The organism is Streptomyces sp. NBC_00005 (genome assembly GCF_045160215.1).
Taxonomy (GTDB): Bacteria; Actinomycetota; Actinomycetes; order Streptomycetales; family Streptomycetaceae; genus Streptomyces.
The window spans coordinates 5,191,597-5,212,896 of sequence record NZ_CP108316.1; the positions used below are offsets into that span (position 1 = coordinate 5,191,597).

Below are 21,300 nucleotides of genomic sequence, written 5' to 3' on the forward strand. Positions count from 1 at the left end.
CTCACCTGCGACGTAGCTCTCAGGTATTACGGGTATGAAAGGGCGGCGCACCACACCGGTGGACGGCAGCTCATCGCACCGGTGGAGGGCAGCTCACCACGTCAGTGGACGAGGCAGTGCACCGAGCCGGTGGGCCGTCTCACCACGCCAGTTGTGCGATCTCCTCCGCCACCACCGCGCACGCGTCCGCCACCGGGTCGATCAGCGGGAAGTGCCCGACGTCCTCCAGGAGCGTGAAGCCCACCACCTCGCCGGCCTTCGCCGCCGCGTCCGCGTACGACTCGGCGACCGCCTGCGGGACGTCGACGTCCGTGCGGCCCTGGACCAGGGTGGTCGCGATGCCGGAGGGGAGCAGGAGCGACGGGTCGGCGTACGGACGGCGCTCGGCGAACTTCTCGTCGCCGCCCAGCAGTTGGCGCGCGGCCCCGCTGCACACGTTCAGCTTGTCGGCGACCTCGAAGTCGGCGATCGGGGCCAGCGCGACGACTCCGCGCAGGGGCGCGGGGCGGTCGAGGCGCCAGGGGGCGTCGTCGGGCAGCAGATGGCGGGCCGCCGCCCACAGGGCGAGGTGGCCGCCGGCCGAGTGCCCGGTGATCACCATGCGGCGCGGGTCGCACTGCGGAAGCGCCTCGCGCACGAGCGCGGGCAGCGCGTCCAGTGCGGCCGCGACGTCGTCGAAGGTCTCCGGCCACCGTCCCGCCAACGGGCCGCCCCCGCCGCCCTGGGCCGGGATCGCACTCCCCCGCCGGTACTCGACACTGGCCACGGCGAACCCCCGCCGGGCCAGGAAGTCCGCGAACGGGGAGATGTGCCGGCGGTCGTACGCCGCCCGCCACGCACCCCCGTGCAGGACGACGACCAGCGGGGCGAGGCCGCCGGGGGAGACGTCGACGCGCGGGGCGTAGAAGTCGATCAGCTGATCGGGGTGGTCACCGTACGCGGCGGTGGAGTCGGGATCGACCGCCGGATGCGCGAAGGCCGACTCCTCTTCGGCGGCGGCCCGGGCTGCTGCGGCGTCGTCCGGCATGCTCCAACCTCTCAGCGACGATGGGGGCACCTCCCAGGCTTTCAGCACTGGGGGAGGGTGTGGCGGACCAGGTGAGAAATCGGCCGTTGGCGGGGACGGTACCAGGCCCGTGACGTGCGCCGACACGGGGATGTGACGCTCGGTCAGGGGGAAACGGTTCTGTGGCGCGCGGGCCGGGCAGTACCGCAGCCTGCCCGGCCCGCACCACAAGCCCCGCGAGCTACCCGGCGAGGGTCTCCCCGAGCACCCGGGCCGCCCGCTCCACGTCCCCGAACCCGACGTACAGCGGCGTGAATCCGAACCGGAGGACGTCCGGGTGCCGGAAGTCCCCGACCACCCCCCGCTCGATCAGCCGCTTCATGACGTCCCCGGCGTCCTCGCACCGCAGCGCCACCTGGCTTCCGCGCTCCTCGTGGGCGACCGGAGTCAGCGACTCCACCCGGCCCGCCGGCGCGTACTCCCGCACACACTCCAGGAAGAAGTCCGTCAGCGCGAGGGACTTGGCCCGCACCGCCTCGATCGCGACCCCGTCCCAGACCTCGAGTGCCGCCTCCAGGGCGAGCATGGAGAGGATGTCCGGAGTGCCGACCCGTCCCCGGAGCGCACCCGCGGCCGGTTCGTAGTCGGACCGCATTCCGAAGGGCTCCGCGTGGGAGTTCCAGCCGGGCAGCGGGGAGTCGAAGCGGTCCTGCAGATCGCCGCGCACATAGAGGTACGCCGGTGAACCCGGGCCTCCGTTCAGGTATTTGTACGTGCAGCCGACCGCCAGGTCGACCCCGTGCTCGTCCAGCCCGACCGGCAGCGCGCCCGCGCTGTGGCACAGGTCCCAGACGGCCACCGCGCCCGCCGCGTGCACGGCGGCCGTGAGGCCGGGCAGGTCGTGCAGTCTGCCGGTGCGGTAGTCGACGTGGTTGAGCAGGACGGCGGCCGTACGACCGGACAGCGCGCCCGGCACCTCGGCGGGAGTCACGGGACGCAGCGTGCACCCCGTCATCCGGGCCGCCGATTCGGCGATGTACCCGTCCGTGGGGAAGGTCGTGGCGTCGACGACGACCTCGTTCCGGTCACCGTCGGAGAGCTTCGCGAGCCGTACCGCGCCCACAAGTGCCTTGAAAACGTTGACACTTGTGGAGTCGCCGACGACGATCTGCCCCGCCGCCGCGCCGACCAGCGGCGCGATCCGGTCGCCGATCCGCTCGGGCGCCGTCCACCAGCCGCTCTCGTCCCAGGAGCGGATGCGCAACTCGCCCCACTGACGCCGTACGACGTCCTTCACCCGCCCCGGGACCGCGGCCGGCAGCGCGCCGAGCGAGTTCCCGTCGAGGTAGACCACCTCGTCGAGCACGAACTGCTTGCGCAGCCCGGCCAGTTCGTCGGCGGAGTCCAACTCGTCCGCGCGCAAGGTCACTTCAGACATGGGACCTCGCCGTCCACAGCTCGGGGAACACGTTCTTCTGCGCGCGCTTCTCCAGCCAGGCCACGCCCGCCGAGCCGCCGGTGCCGGCCTTGGCGCCCATCGCGCGGCGGGTGGCGACGAGGTGGTCGTTGCGCCATCGCCACACCAGCTCGGCGACGTCGGTCAACGCCTCGCCCAGGCGGGCGAGTTCGGCGTTCTCGTCGCCGGCGTAGATCGCGGTCCAGGCCGCCTCCACCGCCTCCGAGGGCTCGTAGCGCCGCGAGACGTCGCGCCGCAGCACGGACGCGGGGATCGCGCAGCCGCGCCGCGCCATCAGCGCCAGCACCTCGTCGTACAGGCTCGGCTCGTGCAGCGCCTTTTCCAGCTCGGCGTGGACGCGCGGGGCGCCGCGGTGCGGGACGAGCATGGACGCGGACTTCTCGGCGAGCAGGAACTCCATGCGGCGGTACATCGCCGACTGGAAGCCGGAGCCCTCGCCGAGGGCGGAGCGGTACGAGTTGAACTGGGCCGGGGTGAGCTGTCCGAGCGGCTTCCAGGAGGCGTTCAGCGCCTCCAGCTCCCGTACGGAGCGCTTGAGAGCGTCGATCGCCACCGGCACCCGGTCCTCCCGCAGGGCCCGCGTCGCGGTCTCCCACTCGTGGACGATGACGGTGAACCACAGCTCCATCACCTGGGTCGTGACCAGGAAGACCATCTCTCCAGGGTCGTCGGAGAGGGTGTGCTGGAGGTGGGTGAGGACGTCCGCCTGGACGTAGTCCTCGTACGGGGTCGTTCCCTGGAAGTCGAGATGCGGGGTCTCGGGCTCCTGAGCCTCGGTCGGCTGAGCCTGGTGGGACATCGCGGTCTCCTGCAATGTTCTCCGGGTAGCGGTCCGCCCCTGCCGTTATCGACACGGGGGCCCCGGTCCCCACCGGGCATCCTCCACAATCGTCCCCCGAAACCGCAAGGTCCGCCCGGTCACACCAGGCGGACCTGCACAAACCCGTCGGGATAGCTCAGCCCAGCGTCTGGGCCGCCGTCGGCGAGGAGTCCTTCAGGAACTGGCTGCAGCGCTCGTACTCCTCCTGCTCGCCGATCGACCCCGCGGCGCGGGCGAGGGCGTGCAGGGCGCGCAGGAAGCCGCGGTTCGGCTCGTGCTCCCAGGGCACCGGGCCGTGCCCCTTCCAGCCGCTGCGGCGCAGGGAGTCCAGGCCGCGGTGGTAGCCCGTACGGGCGTAGGCGTACGACTCCACGACGCTGCCCCGCTCGAACGCCTCGTCGGCCAGCTGGGCCCAGGCCAGCGAGGACGTCGGGTACTTGGCGGCGACGTCCGCGGGCGCGGTGCCGTTCGCCAGGAGCTCGCGGGGCGCGGGGTCGTCGGGGAGGTGGGTCGGGGGCGGGCCCCCGAGGAGGTTCTCGTGAATCGTCATGCCCTCAAGTTTGCGCCATCCGCGCACGCGGAGCCCGGGGGGCCTGCGCGATCAGGAGATACGCTTCCGCGCCCGCTCCCCCTCCAGGGGCGGTGCCGTGATGGAGCCATGGGTACGGCACTCCGGGCGGCGGCAGCCCGGCGGCAGCGGTCGTACGGTCGCGAAGGCGACGCCCGAGCCGATCAGCAGGAGGGCCGCGCACAGGAGCATCGCCCGGTGGAAGGCGTCGTTGAAGGCGCTCGGGGAGCGGTACGCCTCCGGGCCCATCCCGGCGAGCAGCGGCAGCGCGGCCACCGCGATCAGGCCGGCCGCGCGGGCCGCCGCGTTGTTGATGCCGCTGGCCAGGCCCGCCCGCGAGGTGTCCACGGAGGCGAGGACGGTGGCGGTCAGCGGCGCGACCAGGGTGACCAGACCGGCGCCGAGGACCAGCACGGCGGGCAGGACGTCCGCCAGGTACGAGGCGCCCGGGCCGACCCGCAGCATCAGCAGCATCCCGGCCGCGCACAGCAGCGGGCCGACCGTGAGCGGGATGCGCGGTCCGATGCGGTCGGCGAGGGCGCCCGAGCGGGCCGAGAACAGCAGCATCAGGACGGTCGCCGGCAGCAGGGCCGTACCGGCGCCGAGGGGCGACCAGCCGACGGCGACCTGGAGCTGGACGGCGGTGAGGAAGAAGAAGCCGCCCAGAGCCGCGTACACGCACAGGGTGACGAGGTTGACCGCCGTGAACTGGCGGGACTTGAAGATGTCCAACGGCATCATCGGGTCCGGGCGGCGCTTCTCGACCTGGACGAAGGCGATGCCCGCCGCGACTCCGGCGACCGCGGTGACAGCCACGATCAGGGAGCCCTGCTGGGCCTCGATCAGCGCGTAGGTGACGAGCGCGAGCGACAGGGCACCGAGGACCGCGCCCAGGACGTCGAAGCGGCCGTGCGTGCGGTTGTCCATCGACTCGGGGACGTGGCGTACGGCGATGGGCGCGCACACCAGGGCCAGTGGGACGTTGAGGAAGAAGATCCAGCGCCAGCCGGGGCCGTCCACCAGCCAGCCGCCCAGGAACGGGCCGACGGCGGCGCCGATGCCGCCGAAGCCCGACCACACCCCGACGGCTCTGCTCCGGTCGTCGGGGTGGAAGGACGCCTGGATCAACGCCAGAGAACCCGGCGTGAGGAGCGCCCCTCCGATGCCCTGCAGGGCGCGAGCAGCGATGAGGAAACCGGCGTTCGGGGCGATCCCGCACAGCAGGGACGCCGCGGCGAACCAGATGATGCCGATGACGAAGATCTTGCGGCGGCCGTACTGGTCGCCCAGCGAACCGCCCAGGAGGATCAGCCCGGCGAGCGTGAGCGTGTACGCGTTGACCGTCCACTGGAGGGCGGCCAGGTCGGCGCCCAGGTCGCGGCCGATGCGCGGCAGGGCGACGTTGACGACGGTCGAGTCCAGCAGGGCCATGCTGGAGCCGAGCACGGTGGTCAGCAGGATCCACTTGCCCTGCGGGGAGGCGATCCGGACGTCGGGCATGACCCAGGTATAACAGCGAGCCCGGCGCCGCAGCACCGGGCTCGCTAGACGACGTCGCCGACCGCCGGTTACTTGATCTTCGTGCCGGTCGAACGCAGGTTGGCGCAAGCCTCGGTCACGCGCTTGGCCATGCTCGCCTCGGCCAGCTTGCCCCAGGTGCGCGGGTCGTAGGTCTTCTTGGAGCCGACCTCGCCGTCGACCTTCAGGACGCCGTCGTAGTTGCGGAACATGTGGTCCGCGACCGGGCGGGTGAAGGCGTACTGGGTGTCGGTGTCGAGGTTCATCTTCACGACGCCGTTGTCCAGCGCGGTGGCGATCTCCTCCTCCGTGGAGCCGGAGCCGCCGTGGAAGACGAAGTCGAAGGGGCCGGGAGAGGCGGGCTTGCCGTACTTGGCGGCGACGCCCTCGTTGAGCTCCTTCAGCAGCTCGGGACGGAGGACGACATTGCCCGGCTTGTACACGCCGTGGACGTTGCCGAAGGACGCGGCCAGCAGGTAGCGGCCCTTCTCGCCGAGCCCGAGCGCCTCCACCGTACGGATCGCGTCGTCGACCGTCGTGTACAGGGAGTCGTTGATCTCGTGCGAGACGCCGTCCTCCTCGCCACCGGTCGGGGTGATCTCGACCTCGAGGATGATCTTCGCGGCGGCGGCGCGGGCGAGGAGCTCCTGCGCGATGGAGAGGTTGTCGGCCAGGGTCTCCGCGGAGCCGTCCCACATGTGCGACTGGAACAGCGGGTTGCGGCCGGCCTTGACGCGCTCCTCGGAGACGGCCAGCAGCGGACGTACGTACCCGTCGAGCTTGTCCTTCGGGCAGTGGTCCGTGTGCAGGGCGACCGTCACCGGGTACTTCTCGGCGACGATGTGCGCGAACTCGGCCAGCGCGACCGAGCCGGTCACCATCTCCTTGCTGTACTGACCGCCCAGGAACTCGGCGCCACCCGTGGAGATCTGGATGATGCCGTCGCTCTCCGCCTCAGCGAAACCGCGCAGGGCCGCGTGCAGGGTCTGGGTCGAGGTCACGTTGATCGCCGGGTAGGCGAACCTGCCTGCCTTCGCCCGGTCCAGCATCTCGTTGTAGACCTCGGGAGTTGCGATGGGCATCTGTCCGCTCCTTGGTATGTGCGGGTTGGCGATCTGCGTACTACGGCCCTGACCTAGACCTTGGGGGTGACGTCATCGTCGGGCCCATCTTTCCAGACTTGGCCGGATGCTTTGCCCGCCCTGTCCGGGTTGTGGACGGCCCCCTGTGGACAAGTCAGTCGAGGCCCAGGTCGTCCTTGGAGTAGGCGAAGAGGTACGGCACTCCGGCACCCTCCTGGATCTTCTCCGCGGCGCCCGTCGCACGGTCGACGATGGTCGCCACCGCGACGACCTCGGCGCCCGCCTCGCGCACCGCCTCGACCGCGGTCAGCGGGGAGCCGCCGGTGGTGGAGGTGTCCTCGACGACCAGCACCCGGCGGCCCGCGATGTCCGGACCCTCGACGCGGCGTTGCAGCCCGTGCGCCTTGGCCGCCTTCCGTACGACGAAGGCGTCGACCCGCTTGCCGCGCGCGGCGGCCGCGTGCAGGACGCTGGCCGCGACCGGGTCGGCGCCCATGGTCAGACCGCCCACCGCGTCGAAGTCGAGGTCCGCGGTCAGGTCCAGGAGCACCTGCCCGACCAGCGGGGCGGCCTCACCGTCGAGGGTGATGCGGCGCAGGTCGACGTAGTAGTCGGCCTCCAGACCCGACGACAGGGTCACCTTGCCGTGCACCACGGCCTTGTCCTTGATCTGCTGCAGCAGCTCGCCACGTACGTCCGTCATGCCTGTCAGCTTAAAGGCGGTGCCAAGTCCACACGGTCGCGGCTTCGAGGGGCTCCAGCGGGGTGACCGTGCGGGGCAGTGTGTTCAGGCCATCGGGCGGGCCGGTCTGCGGTTCCACGCACACGGCCTCCCGCTGCTCGTCGTACACCACGACCCATTCCTCACGGCTGGCGACCTTCAATTCCAGCTGTCCGGGCCAGGTGACGGTGACGTCGACGCCGCCGGGCATGCCGAAGCAGTCGTCCCAGGGGCCGGGGCGGGGGTCGACGCGGTTGCCGGTGGGCAGGTGGTCCTCGCCGCGCTCCTCCTGCCAGGCGGGCGTGAAGTCCAGCCGCGCGTCCTCGGCACCCTCGCCACCGAGGTTCCGGTTGAACCACGGGTGCCAGCCGATCTGCGCCGGGAAGGACGAGTCGTACGTCTCCACGGACATCGTCAGCGTCAGGGTGTCCGGCGTGAGGGCGAACTGCTGGGTGACGCGGCCGGTGTAGGGCCAGGGCTCGACCAGGTCGTACGTGATGACCGCCTCGTCGGTGTTCACGCGCGCGGCGCGCCAGGCGCCGTCCCGGACGGTGCCGTGGATGGCGTGCGGCGGGGAGTTGAGCGGCATCTGGTGGACGGTCACGCCGTCCCGGAAGCGGCCGTCCCGGATCCGGCCGCACCAGGGGACCATCGGGAAGCAGCCGAAACGGTCGCCCTGCCGCAGCAGTTCGGTGCCGCCGACGCGCAGTCCTGAGACCCGGCCGCCGTTGCCCGGCTGCACCGTCACCTCCGCGTCGCCCGCGGTCAGCGTGATGTCTTCGTTACTCACGGGACGACCCTACTGGGGCGGATCAAGACCGCCGTCCACCCCTCCCACGGCTCGCTCGGCCATCTCTCAGTGGCGCTTGCGCAGAGCGCGGCCCACGACGATCGCCGAGGCGAGCACGAGGGCCGCCGCCGGGGCCGCCCAGCGCAGGGAGGAGCCCGCGGAGACCGTCTGCGGGGCGGGGACGGGGGCGTAGCGGCCGCGCGGCGGGGCGTGGTCGACCTCCTCCGCGCTGCGGCCGATCATCGTGCGACGGGCGTGAGCCGCTTCGGCGGCGGGCTGCCGGGCTTCGGTGAAGTCGTCGGGGGCCGGTGCGGCGGCCGCGGGCTCGGGCGCCGTCTCGTCCTCGGGTTCCCGGGGCGTCCCGGTCGCCTCGGGCGTCCCGGGTTCGTCGGACTCCTCGGCGCGCGGGTCGAGGGACGGTGGGGGAACCTCCGTCTCGAAGACCGACGTGTGCTCCGCGGGCCCGGGGGCGGGGGCGGGGGCGTCCTCGGCGTCGGGGGTCGTGTCGAAGTCGCTGGTCGCCTTGGGCTCGAAGTCCTGGGTGACGAGCGGATCGGGTTCCGCGGAGGCCTCGGGCTCGGACTCCGCGGACTGCTCCGCCGCCGCGGCCAGGTTCTCCGCGAAACGGTTCAGCAGACGGGTCGCGGCCGAGACGACCTGCTCCGGCGGCAGCTCCGTGAGCCGGCCGTCCGCGGCGGCCGTCCCCTCGAAGGTCAGCCGGGAGCCGCCGTCCGCCTCCTCGACGCGGAGCGTGAGGGCGAGCTTGACCGAGCCGGTGCCGCGGGCCTCGGTGGCGTCGCCCTCGGCGGCGTACGAACCGTCGTCCCGCGGGGTGACGCGGACGGTGCCCCGGTAGGTGACGGAGTGGCTGCCGACGCGCACTTTCAGCCGTCCGGTGACGGGCTCCGCGCCCGCGTCCTGCTGAAGCCCGGGAACCGCCCGGGCGACCCTTGCCGGGTCGGCGAGAGTTTCCTTCAGCCGCTGGGCCGGAACCGGAACGAACACCTCATGCTCCATGTCACGCGAGCCTACCCAGGAGCCCGGGTCCCGCACCCCGGTTGGTCGAAAGTGACCGCGCGTCGGCGTCCCCGCCCTCGGTGGTCCGGCTCAGTACCGCGGATGCACCAGCGTCGACGCCGGCAGCCCGTCGATGCGCGCGGCCGAGGCGGATCTGCCGTCCGCCGCCAGGGTCGTCCGGGTGAGGGTGCGCAGACGCGGCTCGTACGGGTCCAGGCCCAGGTGGGGGCGGGTGTCCGCGGACGCCAGGACGAAGCCCCAGTCGCGCGGGGAGCGGGCCGTGCCCGCCGTGCGGTCGGGACCCGCTGCGAAGCCGGCGTCCCGGCCGCCCACGCGGTAGGGGGCCGTGTGGAGGCCGGCGGCGCGCATCGTTGCATCGACCGTCCAGAACACGTGCGGGCGGGTGGCGAACGGGCCCGCGTGCACCACCAGCCGGCCACCGGGCGCGAGGGCGCGCCGGGCGAGGCCGTAGAACTCCTGGGAGTACAGCTTCGTGCTGGCCGTGATGCCCGGGTCGGGGAGGTCCGAGATCACCACGTCGTACGTCGAGACGGGCGCCGTGCGCAGCCAGCGGAAGGCGTCGGCCGTCGTCACGCGCACGCGTGGGTCGTCGTAGGCGTGGCCGTTCAGCTTTGACAGGGCGGGGTCCCGGCGGGCCAACCGGACGACGCCCGCGTCGAGTTCGACGACGTCCACCCGGCGCACTCCGGCATGGCGCAGCACCTCACGCGCGGCCAGGCCGTCGCCGCCGCCGAGGATGAGCACGCGCGCGTGCGGGCCGTTCATCGCGGGGTGGACCAACGCCTCGTGGTAGCGGCGTTCGTCGCGGCCGCTCACCCTGAGACGGCCGTCGAGGAAGAGGTCGAGGGGGCGGCCGTCGGTGCCGCCGGTGAGGACGACCTCCTGGTGGCCGGTCTGCAGCGCCACCCGTACGTCCTTGCCGTACACCGCGTGCCGTGCGGCCTGCTCGAAGTCGTCGACCAGGACGGCCGCGGAGGCGAGGACGCCGAGCACCGTGAGGTTGGCGATCAGCAGCAGCCAGCGGGCGCGGCGGGTGAGGTCGCGGCGGAACAGGCCGAGGACGAGGGTGCCGCCCGCGATCGCGTTGACGGCGCCGGTGATCAGGGCGCCGGTCAACTGGCCCAGGAGGGGCAGGAGAAGGAAGGGGAAGGCGAGGCCGCCGACCAGCGCGCCGACGTAGTCCGCCGCGAACAGGTCGGCCACCGCGCCGCCCGCGTCCTGGCGGCGGATGCGCTGGATCAGCTCCATGAGGAGGGGGACCTCGGCGCCGATCAGCAGGCCGATGGTCAGGGAGAAGGCGACCAGGAGCCAGCGCGGACCCCACAGGCCGCCCCAGTCGCCGGTCCACGCGAAGACGGCGTACAGGGCCATCGCGCTGCAGCCGCCGACGAGCGCGAGCGTCGCCTCGATCGCGCCGAAGCCGGCCGCGGCACGCCAGCGCAGCCGCTTCGCGGCGAGCGAGCCGATACCCATCGCGAAGACCATGACGGACAGGACGACCGAGGCCTGGGTGACCGAGTCGCCGATCAAGTACGAGGCCAGGGCGACGAGTTCGAGTTCGTACACGAGTCCGCAGGCCGCGCAGACGAACACGCACGCGAGCACCAGGAACCGTCCGGTTTCCGGCTGCACGGGCAGCCGCGCCGGGCCCGCCCAGGGGGGCGGGGAGCCGGGTGGTGCCGGCGCGTGCGGTTCGATCACGACTGCGACGTTACGTCACTGCGGAGTCACGCTTCGTCACCCACACGTGTGGAACTGCTGGCCGATTCGGCGTGGGACGTTTGGCGGCCGTCAAACGCCGGACGGGCTGAAAGATGCCGTCCGGCGCCGAGAAGTGCTCGTCGGCACTCGTGCGCCCACCCTCGTCCGCGTCGCCACCAACTGCCCGTCCTGCGGGTACGCGTGCCAGGTCCGCCAGTGGACCTGACCCTCGTGCCACTGGGCCAGCAGTGCGGTGAAGGCGTGCGGGCTGCCGGGGAAGACGCCCGCCAGGCCGTGCGGATGGTCGGAGACCAGCGCGAGCAACTCCTGCGCGCGCCCCGCGAACGACCCCGGCGAGAGGACTTCCACGCGGGCCGCGAACTCGTACTCCCAGTCGCCCACCCGCTTGGCGACGCCGAGCGGCAGCGGGGTGCTGCTGCCGGAGATGCACGCCACCGTCTCCGAACAGCGGCCCCGCTCCTCCTCCAGAAGTACCTGGTGGGAGGCGCCGAGGAGTCTCAACTGAAGCTGGGTCCCCGCCAGTTCGAGGTCGAGCGTGGCCAGTGCGGGAAGCGGCTCGCGCCCCAGGGCCCAGGCGAGGTCGGCCGCGCGCGTGTCGGTGTATGAGGTGTTCAGGGTCGTGAGCATGGGTCGGCTCCGCTAGCACGCAAAGAAAGGGAGGTGTGGGGGTCCGGCACACCCGGGCGACATGGGGGGATCGGCCCGGTCAGCCCAGTCAGGAGGTCAGAAGGGTTCCGCGGGACGTCCGAGGGGCTGCGTTGGTGATTTAGAGGGAATCATGAACGGTGGCGCCACCACAGCGTTTTTACCCAAGTTCGTGCGGTTTCCATCCCTCAGAGGGCTCCACTGCTCAACTGTTCAACCACGGCGTACGCCACGGCGGCCATGCGTACGCCGGAGCGCGCGAGCACCCGCCGGGGCGTGGGCCCCGACGGGTGCTCGACCGGAGTGACGGGAGGGGATGCGGTTCCCCCTGGTTGAGCTCAGCTGCCCCGTGTCAGCTGCCTCCACCGCATCCGCCGCCGCCCCCACAGGACGACCCGCCTCCGCAGGACGAGTGGCCGCCTCCGCAGGAGTGGTGACCCCCGTGATGCCCGCCCGAGCCGCCGTCTCCCCCGCCGGCCCACCAGCTGCCGCCCCCGCCGTCGGACGAGCCGCTCCGGCTCCCCCTGCCGTACGACTTCGACCCGCCCTTGCCCGCCGCCGACACGACGATCCCCACGAACACGATCACTACCGCTGCCACGATGAAGCCGGTGAACATGGCGTCACCGTCCTTTCGGTGTCCTCGAAGCAGCCCCCCGTGGGTGCCTCGCTTCTTGCGTGAACGGGGGATGCCCCGCCGTCTCACCGGTCAAAGCAGAGTTGAGGAACTTCAGAGGGTTCTCTCGGGGCACCGGCCCCTGACCTGCACAAAAGGGCAGTTCAGGGGCCGTCCGTGGGTCACTGGGCCGTCTGTGGGCCGTGACCTTCCTCGGAGACGCGCTGAAACACCGTGTCGATGGCGCTGCGGGCCCGCTGGCGGCTGTCGGGCATCAGGTGGGCGTAGACCCGCAGCGTAAGCGCCGGGTCGGCGTGTCCCATGTACTTGCTGACGGCCTTGATGTTCTCGTCAGCGTCCAGCAACGCGGAGGCGTAGAAGTGCCGGAGGGCGTGCGTGCCGTGCTCACGCGCGGACTAGTACTTGCCGTCGTCGTCTGCCTCCGGGATGAGGCCAGCGACCTCGAGAGCGGGCTTCCACTCTTTGCCGTTGAAGTTGCTGTCACGGGGGCGGGGCCCTCTCAGCGGACGGGGCAGCGGTGGGTGCGGGCGGCCAACTCGGCGGCGGCGTGACTGTCGTAGTCGGCAGAGAAGCCGTAGCGCGGGGCGGTGCAGGCGGCGGTGCGCTTCTCGCAGCCGCGGTTGGCGGTCACGGGTGGTCTCCTTTTCGTCGATCGCTCACCCGAGGGCTGCGAGGGCGTGTAGACAGGCGGCATGTCACGAGGAATACGGGGGCTGATCGCCTTCGGTGGGATCGCAGTGATACTGGGGCTCGCGTCCGCAGCGGGCCGGTGGTGGGTGGGCGAATCCTGGGCCACCGTGATCATCATGTGCTGCTTTGTGCTGCTGATCCTTTTGGCCGCCGTAGGATCTCAGCGAGTGCGGCGGAAGAGATAACGCCTCCCGCCGAAATCCGCCTTCAGAGCTGCGCGGCGACGGCTTACGCCATGGGTGCCGGGACACCGAGGCGGGCGCAGAACAGCCCACACTCCCGGCATCCTTCGACGCCTACTCAGCACCCCAGGCCGACAGATGGGTTGCCATCACACTCCGCACGATCACACCGGCCCTGGACCCGGACGCCTCCGACGAGGCATGGCACTGGCTGTACTTCGGCCGCATCAGGACAAGACGAGCGCTACTGCAGTTCGAACCCTGTTCGGTATCAGTGACCCAAGCCGGCACATGCATCACCTGGACGATCCGGCCCGCACTCTTCCTACCGCTCGCACACCGCCAAGGCGCCGAACTCCCCGCCTGCGCATACGACTTCAAGCCCCACGCGACCGACTGATTTTCCACTGGTTCAAGGGCCCGCGCAAGCGCGGGCTGGCCCCTTGGGCCCGGCCCCTCTGCGCCTCCGGCGGGGGATCGGCCAGCACCGGGATGGAGAGGGCGCCGTTCGAGGCCGCGGGTCCGAAGTGGCGTGCGCTGGGAGCCGGGGTCGAAGCCTTTGTGGGGATGCCGCCGGACCCTGTCCGTGGGCGGCGAACCGTTCCTCCTTTCCGAAAAAAACTCAAAGGACAACCCTCTCGACTCTTTACGCATTGGATGCAGCACGGTTGGCTCTAATTACAAATACCCTCTCTAAAATTTCTACCAAATTCCCTCACTCGTTTGCCGCGCATCTGGGGAAGTGCGAAATGCGTTAGTGGACTATGACGAAAGCACGTCTCTTTTCCTCGCCCCACTCCGGAGGGACAGCAGAGCATCCCCCTGCACCCCGTGGCGTGGCGGTAGGGCGATACATCTTCACGCCTGCCGCGGCATATTCATCGCCCGATGCCAGCGGCACCCTGCACGTAGACGGCGCGAAGGTCGAACTGCGGGTCACCGAGCCACTGCTCAGTGATCTCCTGACCCTGCTGGATACGGCCCAGGAGGAACTCAGCCAGCGGTGGAACAGCCAGGGGCGTTCCGATTGCCACGCAACCCGTATGTGACGGGACGGATTTCGTGAATCACGATTATCCGGATCACTGGTTCACCCGGCAGGATCATCATCCCGGCGGGTACGCCGACGGACAGTTGCCCGGTGGGCGCAGGGGCTCTGCAAATACCCTGCATTCAATGGCACCCCCGCAAGAGAGCTGGGACCCGGTCGAGGAACTCACCCACCTCTTGCAGGATGTCGCGACGGCAGAGCAGGGGACTGCCGTGCAGCCCCCTCGTAGGGAGCCTTCCTCCTCCGACGTCGGTGGCGCCAACGTCCCGATGGACAACCTGGTGCAGCTCACTGCCGAGTTGCCACCCATCCGGCGCTTCTCTGCCGGGCATCGGAAGGTGCGGGCCCGCAAAGTGCACTTCACATGGCTGCAGACTGTCAGCTTTGTGATCGCCGCGTTGGCGGCCGCAATCGTATCGATGGTGAGCGTCTTCGGCGGCATTGTGGCTTACGCACCGCTGCAACACGTCGCCTCGGGTTCACGGGGTGCCACGGCTCACGCCTGGCCTCTACTGATCTACGGCCCCTGGATGGTGGCCTCGCTCTCCATCCTGCGAACGGCCCTGCACCAACGACGTGCGATGCACTCCTGGTTCGTCGTTCTGCTGTTTTCTTCACTCGCGATAATCCTCTGCATGGCCGAGGCCGAGAGGACCTTCACAAGTGTTGCCGCTGCCGCCTTGCCGGCCATCGCGTCCCTGGCCTGCTTCCAACAACTGGTCCGGCAGATCACACTGACCCGGCCACCACGCCAAAGAACCTCCCGACGCCGTCAGCGCCACACCCCCAGACACCCTGAGCCCGCGAAAGGCAAGAGCGATTAGGCCTGTCTCTTCGATCTTGGGGGATCACTCGTGATCGAGGAGACAGGCCCTAGTCGCCGGGCGCGGTCACGCATGAACGGTGCGCGCATCCGTCCCGCGGTAGCGCATGGATTCCCCAGTGGATCCCGAACGCCACGCCCGCCGCGGCCGCCAGGAAGACCAAGGCGTGGGCCGATCTGGCCCACCAGGCGTCCCACATTCTGACGGTCAGCGCCAGGACCACGACGACCAGGGCCCTTCTGATGGATCTCCGTGGAAGAAGGAGCGGCGTTCGGTGCGTGCGATCGGCGTGCGGCGTGGAGGATCATGTGGCGGAGCCACCTGGCCCTTCGCGCCGTGCGGTGAGCGTGCGTGCCGGGCGTCGCGACGCCGCGGAGATCCATCAGAAGGGCCCTAGCCCCGAGAGGATCACGGCGGCTATGGCGAGGCCTGCTATGAGCACCTGATACATGAGATGACGATGCCCACCCACGCCCGTGCCCATCCTCGATCGGGAGGCGCGGCGAGAGGCTCATCCGGGCCCTCACCCGGGCCGTCTGTGGGCCGTCCGACAGCGGCCACCACCGACAGACGACGACAAGTTGCCGACCACCCTCCCCCTGCTCAGAGACGGTGCGTTGGGTGCCTCCGCGGGTGCCAAACGCCGGACGTGAGTTGAGGAACTCCAGAGCTTCGGCGCAGGATGACCGGCATGACCTCCAGTACCCGCCCCCTCCTCAACCGCCGTCTCGCCGAATTCGGGACGACGATCTTCGCCGAGATGTCGGCCCTGGCCCTGCGGACCGGCTCGATCAACCTGGGCCAGGGCTTTCCCGACACGGACGGGCCCGAGGAGGTGCGCGAGGCCGCCGTGCGGGCGCTGCGCGACGGACGCGGCAACCAGTACCCGCCGGGCCCCGGCATCCCCGAGCTGCGCACCGCGATCGCCGCGCACCAGGAGCGGCGGTACGGGCTGTCGTACGACCCGGACACGGAGGTCCTGGTCACCGCCGGCGCCACCGAGGCCATCGCCGCCACCCTCCTCGCACTGCTGGAGCCCGGCGACGAGGTGATCGCCTTCGAGCCGTACTACGACTCGTACGCGGCCTGCATCGCGATGGCGGGCGGCACGCGCGTGCCCGTCACCCTGCGGCCGCACGAAGGCAGCTTCCGGCTCGACCTGGACGAACTGCGCGCCGCCGTCACCGACCGCACCCGCCTCCTGCTCATCAACACCCCGCACAACCCCACCGGCACGGTCCTCACCCGCGAGGAGCTCGCCGCCGTCGCCGAGCTGGCCGTCGAGCGGGACCTGCTCGTCGTCACGGACGAGGTGTACGAGCACCTGGTCTTCGACGACGCCGAACACCTGCCGCTCGCGACCTTCCCGGGGATGCGGGAGCGGACGGTCACCATCGGGTCGGCCGGCAAGACCTTCTCCTTCACCGGGTGGAAGGTGGGGTGGGTGACGGCGGCTCCGGGGCTGGTCACGGCGGTCCGCTCGGCGAAGCAGTTCCTGACGTACGTCTCGTCCGGCCCGTTCCAGTACGCCGTCGCCGAGGCGCTGGCCCTGCCCGACACGTACTTCGCCGCCTTCCGCGAGGACATGCTCGCCAAGCGGGACCTGCTGGCGGCGGGTCTGGCGGACGCCGGCTTCGAGGTCTTCAAGCCCGCCGGCACGTACTTCATCACCACCGACATCCGCCCCCTGGGCGAGAGCGACGGCTTCGCCTTCTGCCGCGCCCTGCCGGAACGGGCCGGCGTCGTCGCCATCCCGAACGCCGTGTTCTACGACCACCGGGAGGCGGGCGCGCCGTTCGTGCGGTTCGCGTTCTGCAAGCAGACCGGGGTGCTCGAGGAGGCGGTCAAGCGGCTGAAGACGCTCGCGGGCTGATGCGTTCCTGATCACCCACCCGGCCGCCCAACACTCGCGTACGCCTCTTTCGCCCTGCAATGTTCCGGTGTGAGCCACGTCAGTACCCTCACCCCCGCCCCCGCCTCCGTCGCGGAGCCGGAGCCGGAGTCCTGCACCCAGGAGCGCGCCCAGCTGTCGACGGCGGCGGCGATGGGCAGCGCCCTGGGGCTGTTCGCCGCCGCCCGGCTGCTGGGCGTCGCCGCGCTGGCACCGGTCGCCTGGGCGACCGGACGGAACCCGCTCGCGCTGCTCGGACGCTCCTGGGACTCCCTGTGGTACCTGGGGATCGTCGTGCACGGGTACGGCCGCAACCTGTCCTTCCGGCCCGGTGTCGCCATGAGCGACTTCGCGTTCTTCCCGCTCTACCCGGCGCTGGTGCGGGCCGTGACCGCGGTGAGCCCGCTGAGCGGGGGCGCGTCCGGGCTGGTGGTGTCCTGGACCGCGGCCGCCGTCGCCGCCTGCGGGATCTACGCGGTCGGCGCCCGGCTGCACGGCCGGGCCGTCGCGACCGCGCTGGTCCTGCTCTGGGGGCTGCTGCCGCACTCGGTCGTGCTGACCATGGCGTACACGGAACCCGTGCTCACCGCCTGCGCCGCCTGGTCGCTGTACGCGGTGCTCGGCGGGCGCTGGCTGTGGGCGGGTGCGCTGGCCGCGCTGGCGGGGCTGGCCCGGCCCAACGGGTTCGCGGTCGCGGCCGCCGTGCTCGCGGCGGCCGCGTACGAGGTCTTCACGCGGCGCGGGAAGGTTTCCCACAGGCTGTGGACGGGCGCCGCGCTCGCGCCCGCCGGGTGGGCGGCGTACGTCCTGTGGGTCGGGCACCGCACGGGGGATCTGCTCGGCGGGTACTTCGAGGTGCAGCGGCTGTGGGGGTCGCGGTTCGACTTCGGGCGCGGCTCGCTGCAGTTCGTGCGGCAGCTGCTGCTGCACGGGGACCGGTTCGTGTTCCCGATGACCATGGTGATCGTCGCCGCGGCGGTCCTGCTGTACGCGCTGCTCGTCGCCGACCGCGCCGCACTGCCGCTTCTCGTCTACAGCGGCGTCCTGCTGCTGATCGCGCTGGGCGGCTCGGGCTTCTTCGGGTCGAAGCCCCGCTTCCTGCTGCCCGCCTTCCCGCTCCTGCTGCCCCTCGCCCGGGCCCTGGTCCGTACGGCGAGAGCCCGGCCCGCGCACGCGACCGTGGTGGTCGGCGCCCTGGCCGGGCTCTCGTTCTGCTACGGGGCGTATCTGGTCGTGATCGCCGACACGCCGCTGTAGGAGCGGAGCGAGGACTACTCCTCGTCGTCCTCGGGCTTGTCCTCCGCCTCGTTGACCTCCTGCTCGAGGCCGAGCTGCTCGACGAGCCACTTGTCGAACTCGATGGCGGCGCGCACCCAGCTGACCGTGGAGGACACGAAGTGCTCCAGGGCGACGCCGGTGCCGATCAGCATCTGCGCCTCACCGATCAGACGGACGGTGCCGTCGTCGTGGGTGTGGCTGTAGACCTTGGGCCACAGGGTCCGCCGGTTCCAGTCGTCGATGGACTCCAGCAGCAGCGGCTTCTCGTCGATCTTGTGGGGGCGGTCGTAGAACGTCCGCACGGAGAAGACCTGCTGGTCTCCCTCTCCACGGAACATGAAGTACGTACGGAACTGCTCCCACGGCGCCGCGAGGTCACCCTCGTCGTCGACGACGTACTTGAGCTCCATCTGGTCGAGGAGCTGCTTCACGAGGTCCTGATCCGGGACGACGGGGCCGGCCGGTCCGCCGGGCTGCGGCTCTGGCTGGCCCCCGAAGTTCGGAATCGAGGACGGGTCGATGGTCACCGTGAATTTCCCTTCGTACGGATGCCGCCATCCTCCCCCATGCGGGGAGGGGGGTGGCAAGCCAGGACGGCCCTGTCAGCCACGGGCTGACACGATCCGGTCACTCGCGGGTGACAGGGCCATGATCGGGAGAGTCCGCTACAGCGTCTTGCCCGTGGCGGGTCCCACGATCAGCCCGTCGCCGAAGGCGTCCACCCGGACCGTGTCGCCGTCCTTGACCTCGCCGGACAGGATCTCCTTGGCGAGGCGGTCGCCGATGGCGGTCTGGACGAGGCGGCGCAGCGGGCGGGCACCGTAGGCCGGGTCGTTGCCCTCGTCGGCGAGCCAGGTCAGGGCCTCGTCGGTGACCTGCAGGGTGAGGCGCCGTTCCGCGAGGCGCTTGGCCAGGCGGTCGATCTGGAGGCGGGCGATGCGGGTGAGCTCGTCCTTGTTCAGGGCCGAGAAGACGACGAGGTCGTCGAGGCGGTTGAGGAACTCCGGCTTGAAGGACGTCCGGACCACCTCCAGGACCTGCTCCTTCTTCTCCTCCGCGCCGGTCAGCGGGTCCACCAGGAACTGGCTGCCCAGGTTCGAGGTCAGGACCAGGATCGTGTTGCGGAAGTCGACCGTACGGCCCTGACCGTCCGTCAGGCGGCCGTCGTCCAGCACCTGGAGCAGGACGTCGAAGACCTCGGGGTGCGCCTTCTCCACCTCGTCGAGCAGGATCACCGAGTACGGGCGCCTGCGCACCGCCTCCGTGAGCTGGCCGCCCTCCTCGTAGCCGACGTAGCCGGGCGGGGCGCCGACCAGGCGGGCCACGCTGTGCTTCTCGCCGTACTCCGACATGTCGATGCGGATCATCGCCCGCTCGTCGTCGAAGAGGAAGTCCGCGAGGGCCTTGGCGAGTTCGGTCTTGCCGACGCCCGTGGGGCCGAGGAAGAGGAAGGAACCGGTGGGGCGGTCCGGGTCGGCGATGCCGGCGCGGGTGCGCCGTACCGCGTCGGACACCGCCTGCACGGCCTCCCCCTGGCCGATGAGGCGGCGGCCCAACTCCTCCTCCATGCGCAGGAGTTTCTGCGTCTCGCCCTCCAGGAGGCGGCCGGCGGGGATGCCGGTCCAGGCGGCGACGACGTCCGCGATGTCGTCGGAGCCGACCTCGTCCTTGACCATGGTGCCCTTGGAGACCTCCTCCTCGGCCTCCGAGGCGGCCTCCAAGTCCCTTTCCAGGGTGGGGATCTCGCCGTACAGGAGCTTGGAGGCGGTGTCGAAGTCGCCGTCGCGCTGGGCCCGTTCGGCCGTCCCGCGCAGTTCGTCGAGCTTCTCCTTCAGCTCGCCGACACGGTTGAGGGACTGCTTCTCCTTCTCCCAGCGGGCGGTCAGGCCGCGCAGCTCCTCCTCCTTGTCGGCGAGGTCGCGGCGCAGCTTCTCCAAGCGCTGGCGGGAGGCCGGGTCGGTCTCCTTGACGAGGGCGAGCTCCTCCATCTTCAACCGGTCGACGCCGCGCTGGAGTTCGTCGATCTCGACGGGGGACGAGTCGATCTCCATGCGCAGCCGGGAGGCCGCCTCGTCGACGAGGTCGATGGCCTTGTCGGGCAGGAAGCGGGAGGTGATGTAGCGGTCGGAGAGGGTCGAGGCCGCCACCAGCGCGCTGTCGGCGATCTGGACCTTGTGGTGGGCCTCGTAGCGGCCCTTGAGTCCGCGCAGGATCGCGATGGTGTCCTCGACCGTCGGCTCCGCCACCAGGACCTGCTGGAAGCGGCGCTCCAGTGCCGGGTCCTTCTCGATCCGCTCGCGGTACTCGTCCAGCGTGGTCGCGCCGACCATGCGCAGCTCGCCGCGCGCGAGCATCGGCTTCAGCATGTTGCCGGCGTCCATCGCGGAGTCGCCGCCGGCGCCCGCGCCCACGACGGTGTGCAGCTCGTCGATGAAGGTGATGATCTGGCCGTCGGAGTTCTTGATCTCGGCCAGGACGGTCTTGAGCCGCTCCTCGAACTCACCGCGGTACTTGGCCCCGGCCACCATCGCGCCGAGGTCGAGCGCGACCAGCCGCTTGTCCTTGAGGGACTCGGGCACGTCGCCCTTGACGATGCGCTGGGCCAGCCCCTCGACGACGGCGGTCTTGCCGACGCCGGGCTCGCCGATGAGGACGGGGTTGTTCTTCGTGCGGCGGGACAGCACCTGGACGACACGGCGGATCTCCGGGTCCCGGCCGATGACCGGGTCGAGCCTGCCCTCGCGCGCCGCCGCCGTGAAGTCCGTGCCGAACTTCTCCAGCGCCTTGTACTGACCCTCCGGGTCGGGTGTGGTCACCCGGCGTCCTCCCCTCGCCTGCTGGAAGGCCTCCTGCAGCTTCTTCGCGTCGGCCCCCTGCCCGGAGAGTACGTCCCCCGCCGCACCGCCCTTCGCGGCGATGCCGACGAGCAGGTGCTCGGTGGAGAGGTACTCGTCGCCGAGCTCCTTGGCGCGCTCACCGGCGTCCGCGATCACGGCGAGCAGCTCGCGGCTCGGCTGCGGGGGCGCGACGGTCGAGCCGGTCACGCTGGGCAGCCCGGCGAGGATCTTCTCCGCGCCGGCCCGTACGGCCGCCTGGTCGGCGTCGACCGCGGCCAGCAGGTCGGTGATGTTCTCGTTGTCCTGACCCTGGAGCAGGGCCAGAAGCAGATGAGCGGGGGTGAGATCCGGGTGCCCGTCGGTCACGGCCCGCTGCTCGGCCGCCCTGATCGCGTCCCGGCTCCGGTTGGTCAGCTCGGCGTCCACTGTCGCGTTCTCCTCCTATGTCAGCCGTCGGCCACGTCTCTCCCAGTGCTGACTCAATCAGCGTACACAAAGTTGAGTCTATTCCACTCAAGGCAGG

The 21,300-nt window shown here is 70.9% G+C and carries 18 protein-coding genes and 1 pseudogene; 4 read left to right on the plus strand and 15 right to left on the minus strand.

The window, feature by feature from the left end; genetic code table 11:
• Nucleotides 1-139 precede the first annotated feature (139 nt).
• From OG303_RS23845 to OG303_RS23905, 13 genes and pseudogenes are all read right to left on the minus strand, one after another.
• Nucleotides 140-1,027: an alpha/beta hydrolase gene (locus OG303_RS23845; RefSeq protein ID WP_405870724.1), complete on the minus strand. Its 888-nt coding sequence runs from the start codon at nt 1,025-1,027 to the stop codon at nt 140-142.
• Between the two features lie 220 nt (nt 1,028-1,247).
• The gene (kynU, locus tag OG303_RS23850) at nt 1,248-2,444 is read right to left on the minus strand and encodes a kynureninase (RefSeq protein WP_405870725.1); all 1,197 of its coding nucleotides are present in this window, start codon (nt 2,442-2,444) and stop codon (nt 1,248-1,250) included.
• Complete coding sequence (locus OG303_RS23855) at nt 2,437-3,282, minus strand: tryptophan 2,3-dioxygenase family protein (protein WP_405870726.1); 846 nt, start codon at nt 3,280-3,282, stop codon at nt 2,437-2,439. Before OG303_RS23855 ends, kynU begins: the two co-directional genes overlap by 8 nt.
• Before the next feature lie 157 nt (nt 3,283-3,439).
• Nucleotides 3,440-3,853: a DUF3151 domain-containing protein gene (locus tag OG303_RS23860; protein ID WP_405870728.1), complete on the minus strand. Its 414-nt coding sequence runs from the start codon at nt 3,851-3,853 to the stop codon at nt 3,440-3,442.
• 51 nt (nt 3,854-3,904) lie between these two features.
• Complete coding sequence (locus OG303_RS23865; protein WP_405870729.1) at nt 3,905-5,371, minus strand: MFS transporter; 1,467 nt, start codon at nt 5,369-5,371, stop codon at nt 3,905-3,907.
• A gap of 68 nt (nt 5,372-5,439) precedes the next feature.
• On the minus strand, nt 5,440-6,471 hold the full coding sequence (gene fbaA, locus OG303_RS23870; RefSeq protein WP_405870731.1) for a class II fructose-bisphosphate aldolase: 1,032 nt from the start codon (nt 6,469-6,471) through the stop codon (nt 5,440-5,442).
• A gap of 154 nt (nt 6,472-6,625) precedes the next feature.
• Nucleotides 6,626-7,174 (minus strand): orotate phosphoribosyltransferase, encoded by a 549-nt coding sequence (gene pyrE, locus OG303_RS23875; protein WP_405870732.1) that lies wholly within the window; start codon nt 7,172-7,174, stop codon nt 6,626-6,628.
• A 10-nt stretch (nt 7,175-7,184) separates the two neighbouring features.
• The gene (locus OG303_RS23880) at nt 7,185-7,982 is read right to left on the minus strand and encodes an aldose 1-epimerase (protein WP_405870734.1); all 798 of its coding nucleotides are present in this window, start codon (nt 7,980-7,982) and stop codon (nt 7,185-7,187) included.
• 66 nt (nt 7,983-8,048) lie between these two features.
• Complete coding sequence (locus OG303_RS23885; RefSeq protein WP_405870735.1) at nt 8,049-8,999, minus strand: SRPBCC domain-containing protein; 951 nt, start codon at nt 8,997-8,999, stop codon at nt 8,049-8,051.
• A 90-nt stretch (nt 9,000-9,089) separates the two neighbouring features.
• The gene (locus OG303_RS23890; protein WP_405870736.1) at nt 9,090-10,721 is read right to left on the minus strand and encodes a polyamine aminopropyltransferase; all 1,632 of its coding nucleotides are present in this window, start codon (nt 10,719-10,721) and stop codon (nt 9,090-9,092) included.
• Nucleotides 10,722-10,811: 90 nt separating this feature from the next.
• The gene (locus OG303_RS23895; RefSeq protein WP_405870737.1) at nt 10,812-11,369 is read right to left on the minus strand and encodes a DUF2617 family protein; all 558 of its coding nucleotides are present in this window, start codon (nt 11,367-11,369) and stop codon (nt 10,812-10,814) included.
• An 816-nt stretch (nt 11,370-12,185) separates the two neighbouring features.
• Nucleotides 12,186-12,392, minus strand: a pseudogene (locus OG303_RS23900) (site-specific integrase); the annotation flags it as partial.
• 131 nt (nt 12,393-12,523) lie between these two features.
• Nucleotides 12,524-12,718: a mobile element transfer protein gene (locus tag OG303_RS23905; RefSeq protein WP_405870738.1), complete on the minus strand. Its 195-nt coding sequence runs from the start codon at nt 12,716-12,718 to the stop codon at nt 12,524-12,526.
• A 209-nt stretch (nt 12,719-12,927) separates the two neighbouring features.
• Between OG303_RS23905 and OG303_RS23910 the strand changes: the two genes are divergently transcribed.
• The 4 genes from OG303_RS23910 (at nt 12,928) to OG303_RS23925 (ending at nt 17,919) form a co-directional block, all read left to right on the plus strand.
• Nucleotides 12,928-13,296, plus strand: coding sequence for a hypothetical protein (locus OG303_RS23910; protein WP_405877444.1), 369 nt, complete (start codon nt 12,928-12,930; stop codon nt 13,294-13,296).
• Between the two features lie 776 nt (nt 13,297-14,072).
• A complete protein-coding gene (locus OG303_RS23915) occupies nt 14,073-14,771 on the plus strand; it encodes a DUF2637 domain-containing protein (protein WP_405870740.1) in 699 nt (232 codons plus the stop codon).
• 682 nt (nt 14,772-15,453) lie between these two features.
• On the plus strand, nt 15,454-16,644 hold the full coding sequence (locus OG303_RS23920) for a pyridoxal phosphate-dependent aminotransferase (RefSeq protein WP_405870742.1): 1,191 nt from the start codon (nt 15,454-15,456) through the stop codon (nt 16,642-16,644).
• A gap of 69 nt (nt 16,645-16,713) precedes the next feature.
• Complete coding sequence (locus tag OG303_RS23925) at nt 16,714-17,919, plus strand: hypothetical protein (protein WP_405870744.1); 1,206 nt, start codon at nt 16,714-16,716, stop codon at nt 17,917-17,919.
• A 14-nt stretch (nt 17,920-17,933) separates the two neighbouring features.
• On the opposite strand, the gene OG303_RS23930 is transcribed toward OG303_RS23925, so the two are convergent.
• Both OG303_RS23930 and clpB read right to left on the minus strand, forming a co-directional pair.
• Nucleotides 17,934-18,467 (minus strand): YbjN domain-containing protein, encoded by a 534-nt coding sequence (locus tag OG303_RS23930; RefSeq protein ID WP_405870745.1) that lies wholly within the window; start codon nt 18,465-18,467, stop codon nt 17,934-17,936.
• Nucleotides 18,468-18,605: 138 nt separating this feature from the next.
• A complete protein-coding gene (gene clpB / locus OG303_RS23935) occupies nt 18,606-21,203 on the minus strand; it encodes an ATP-dependent chaperone ClpB (protein ID WP_405870747.1) in 2,598 nt (865 codons plus the stop codon).
• Nucleotides 21,204-21,300: the final 97 nt, after the last annotated feature.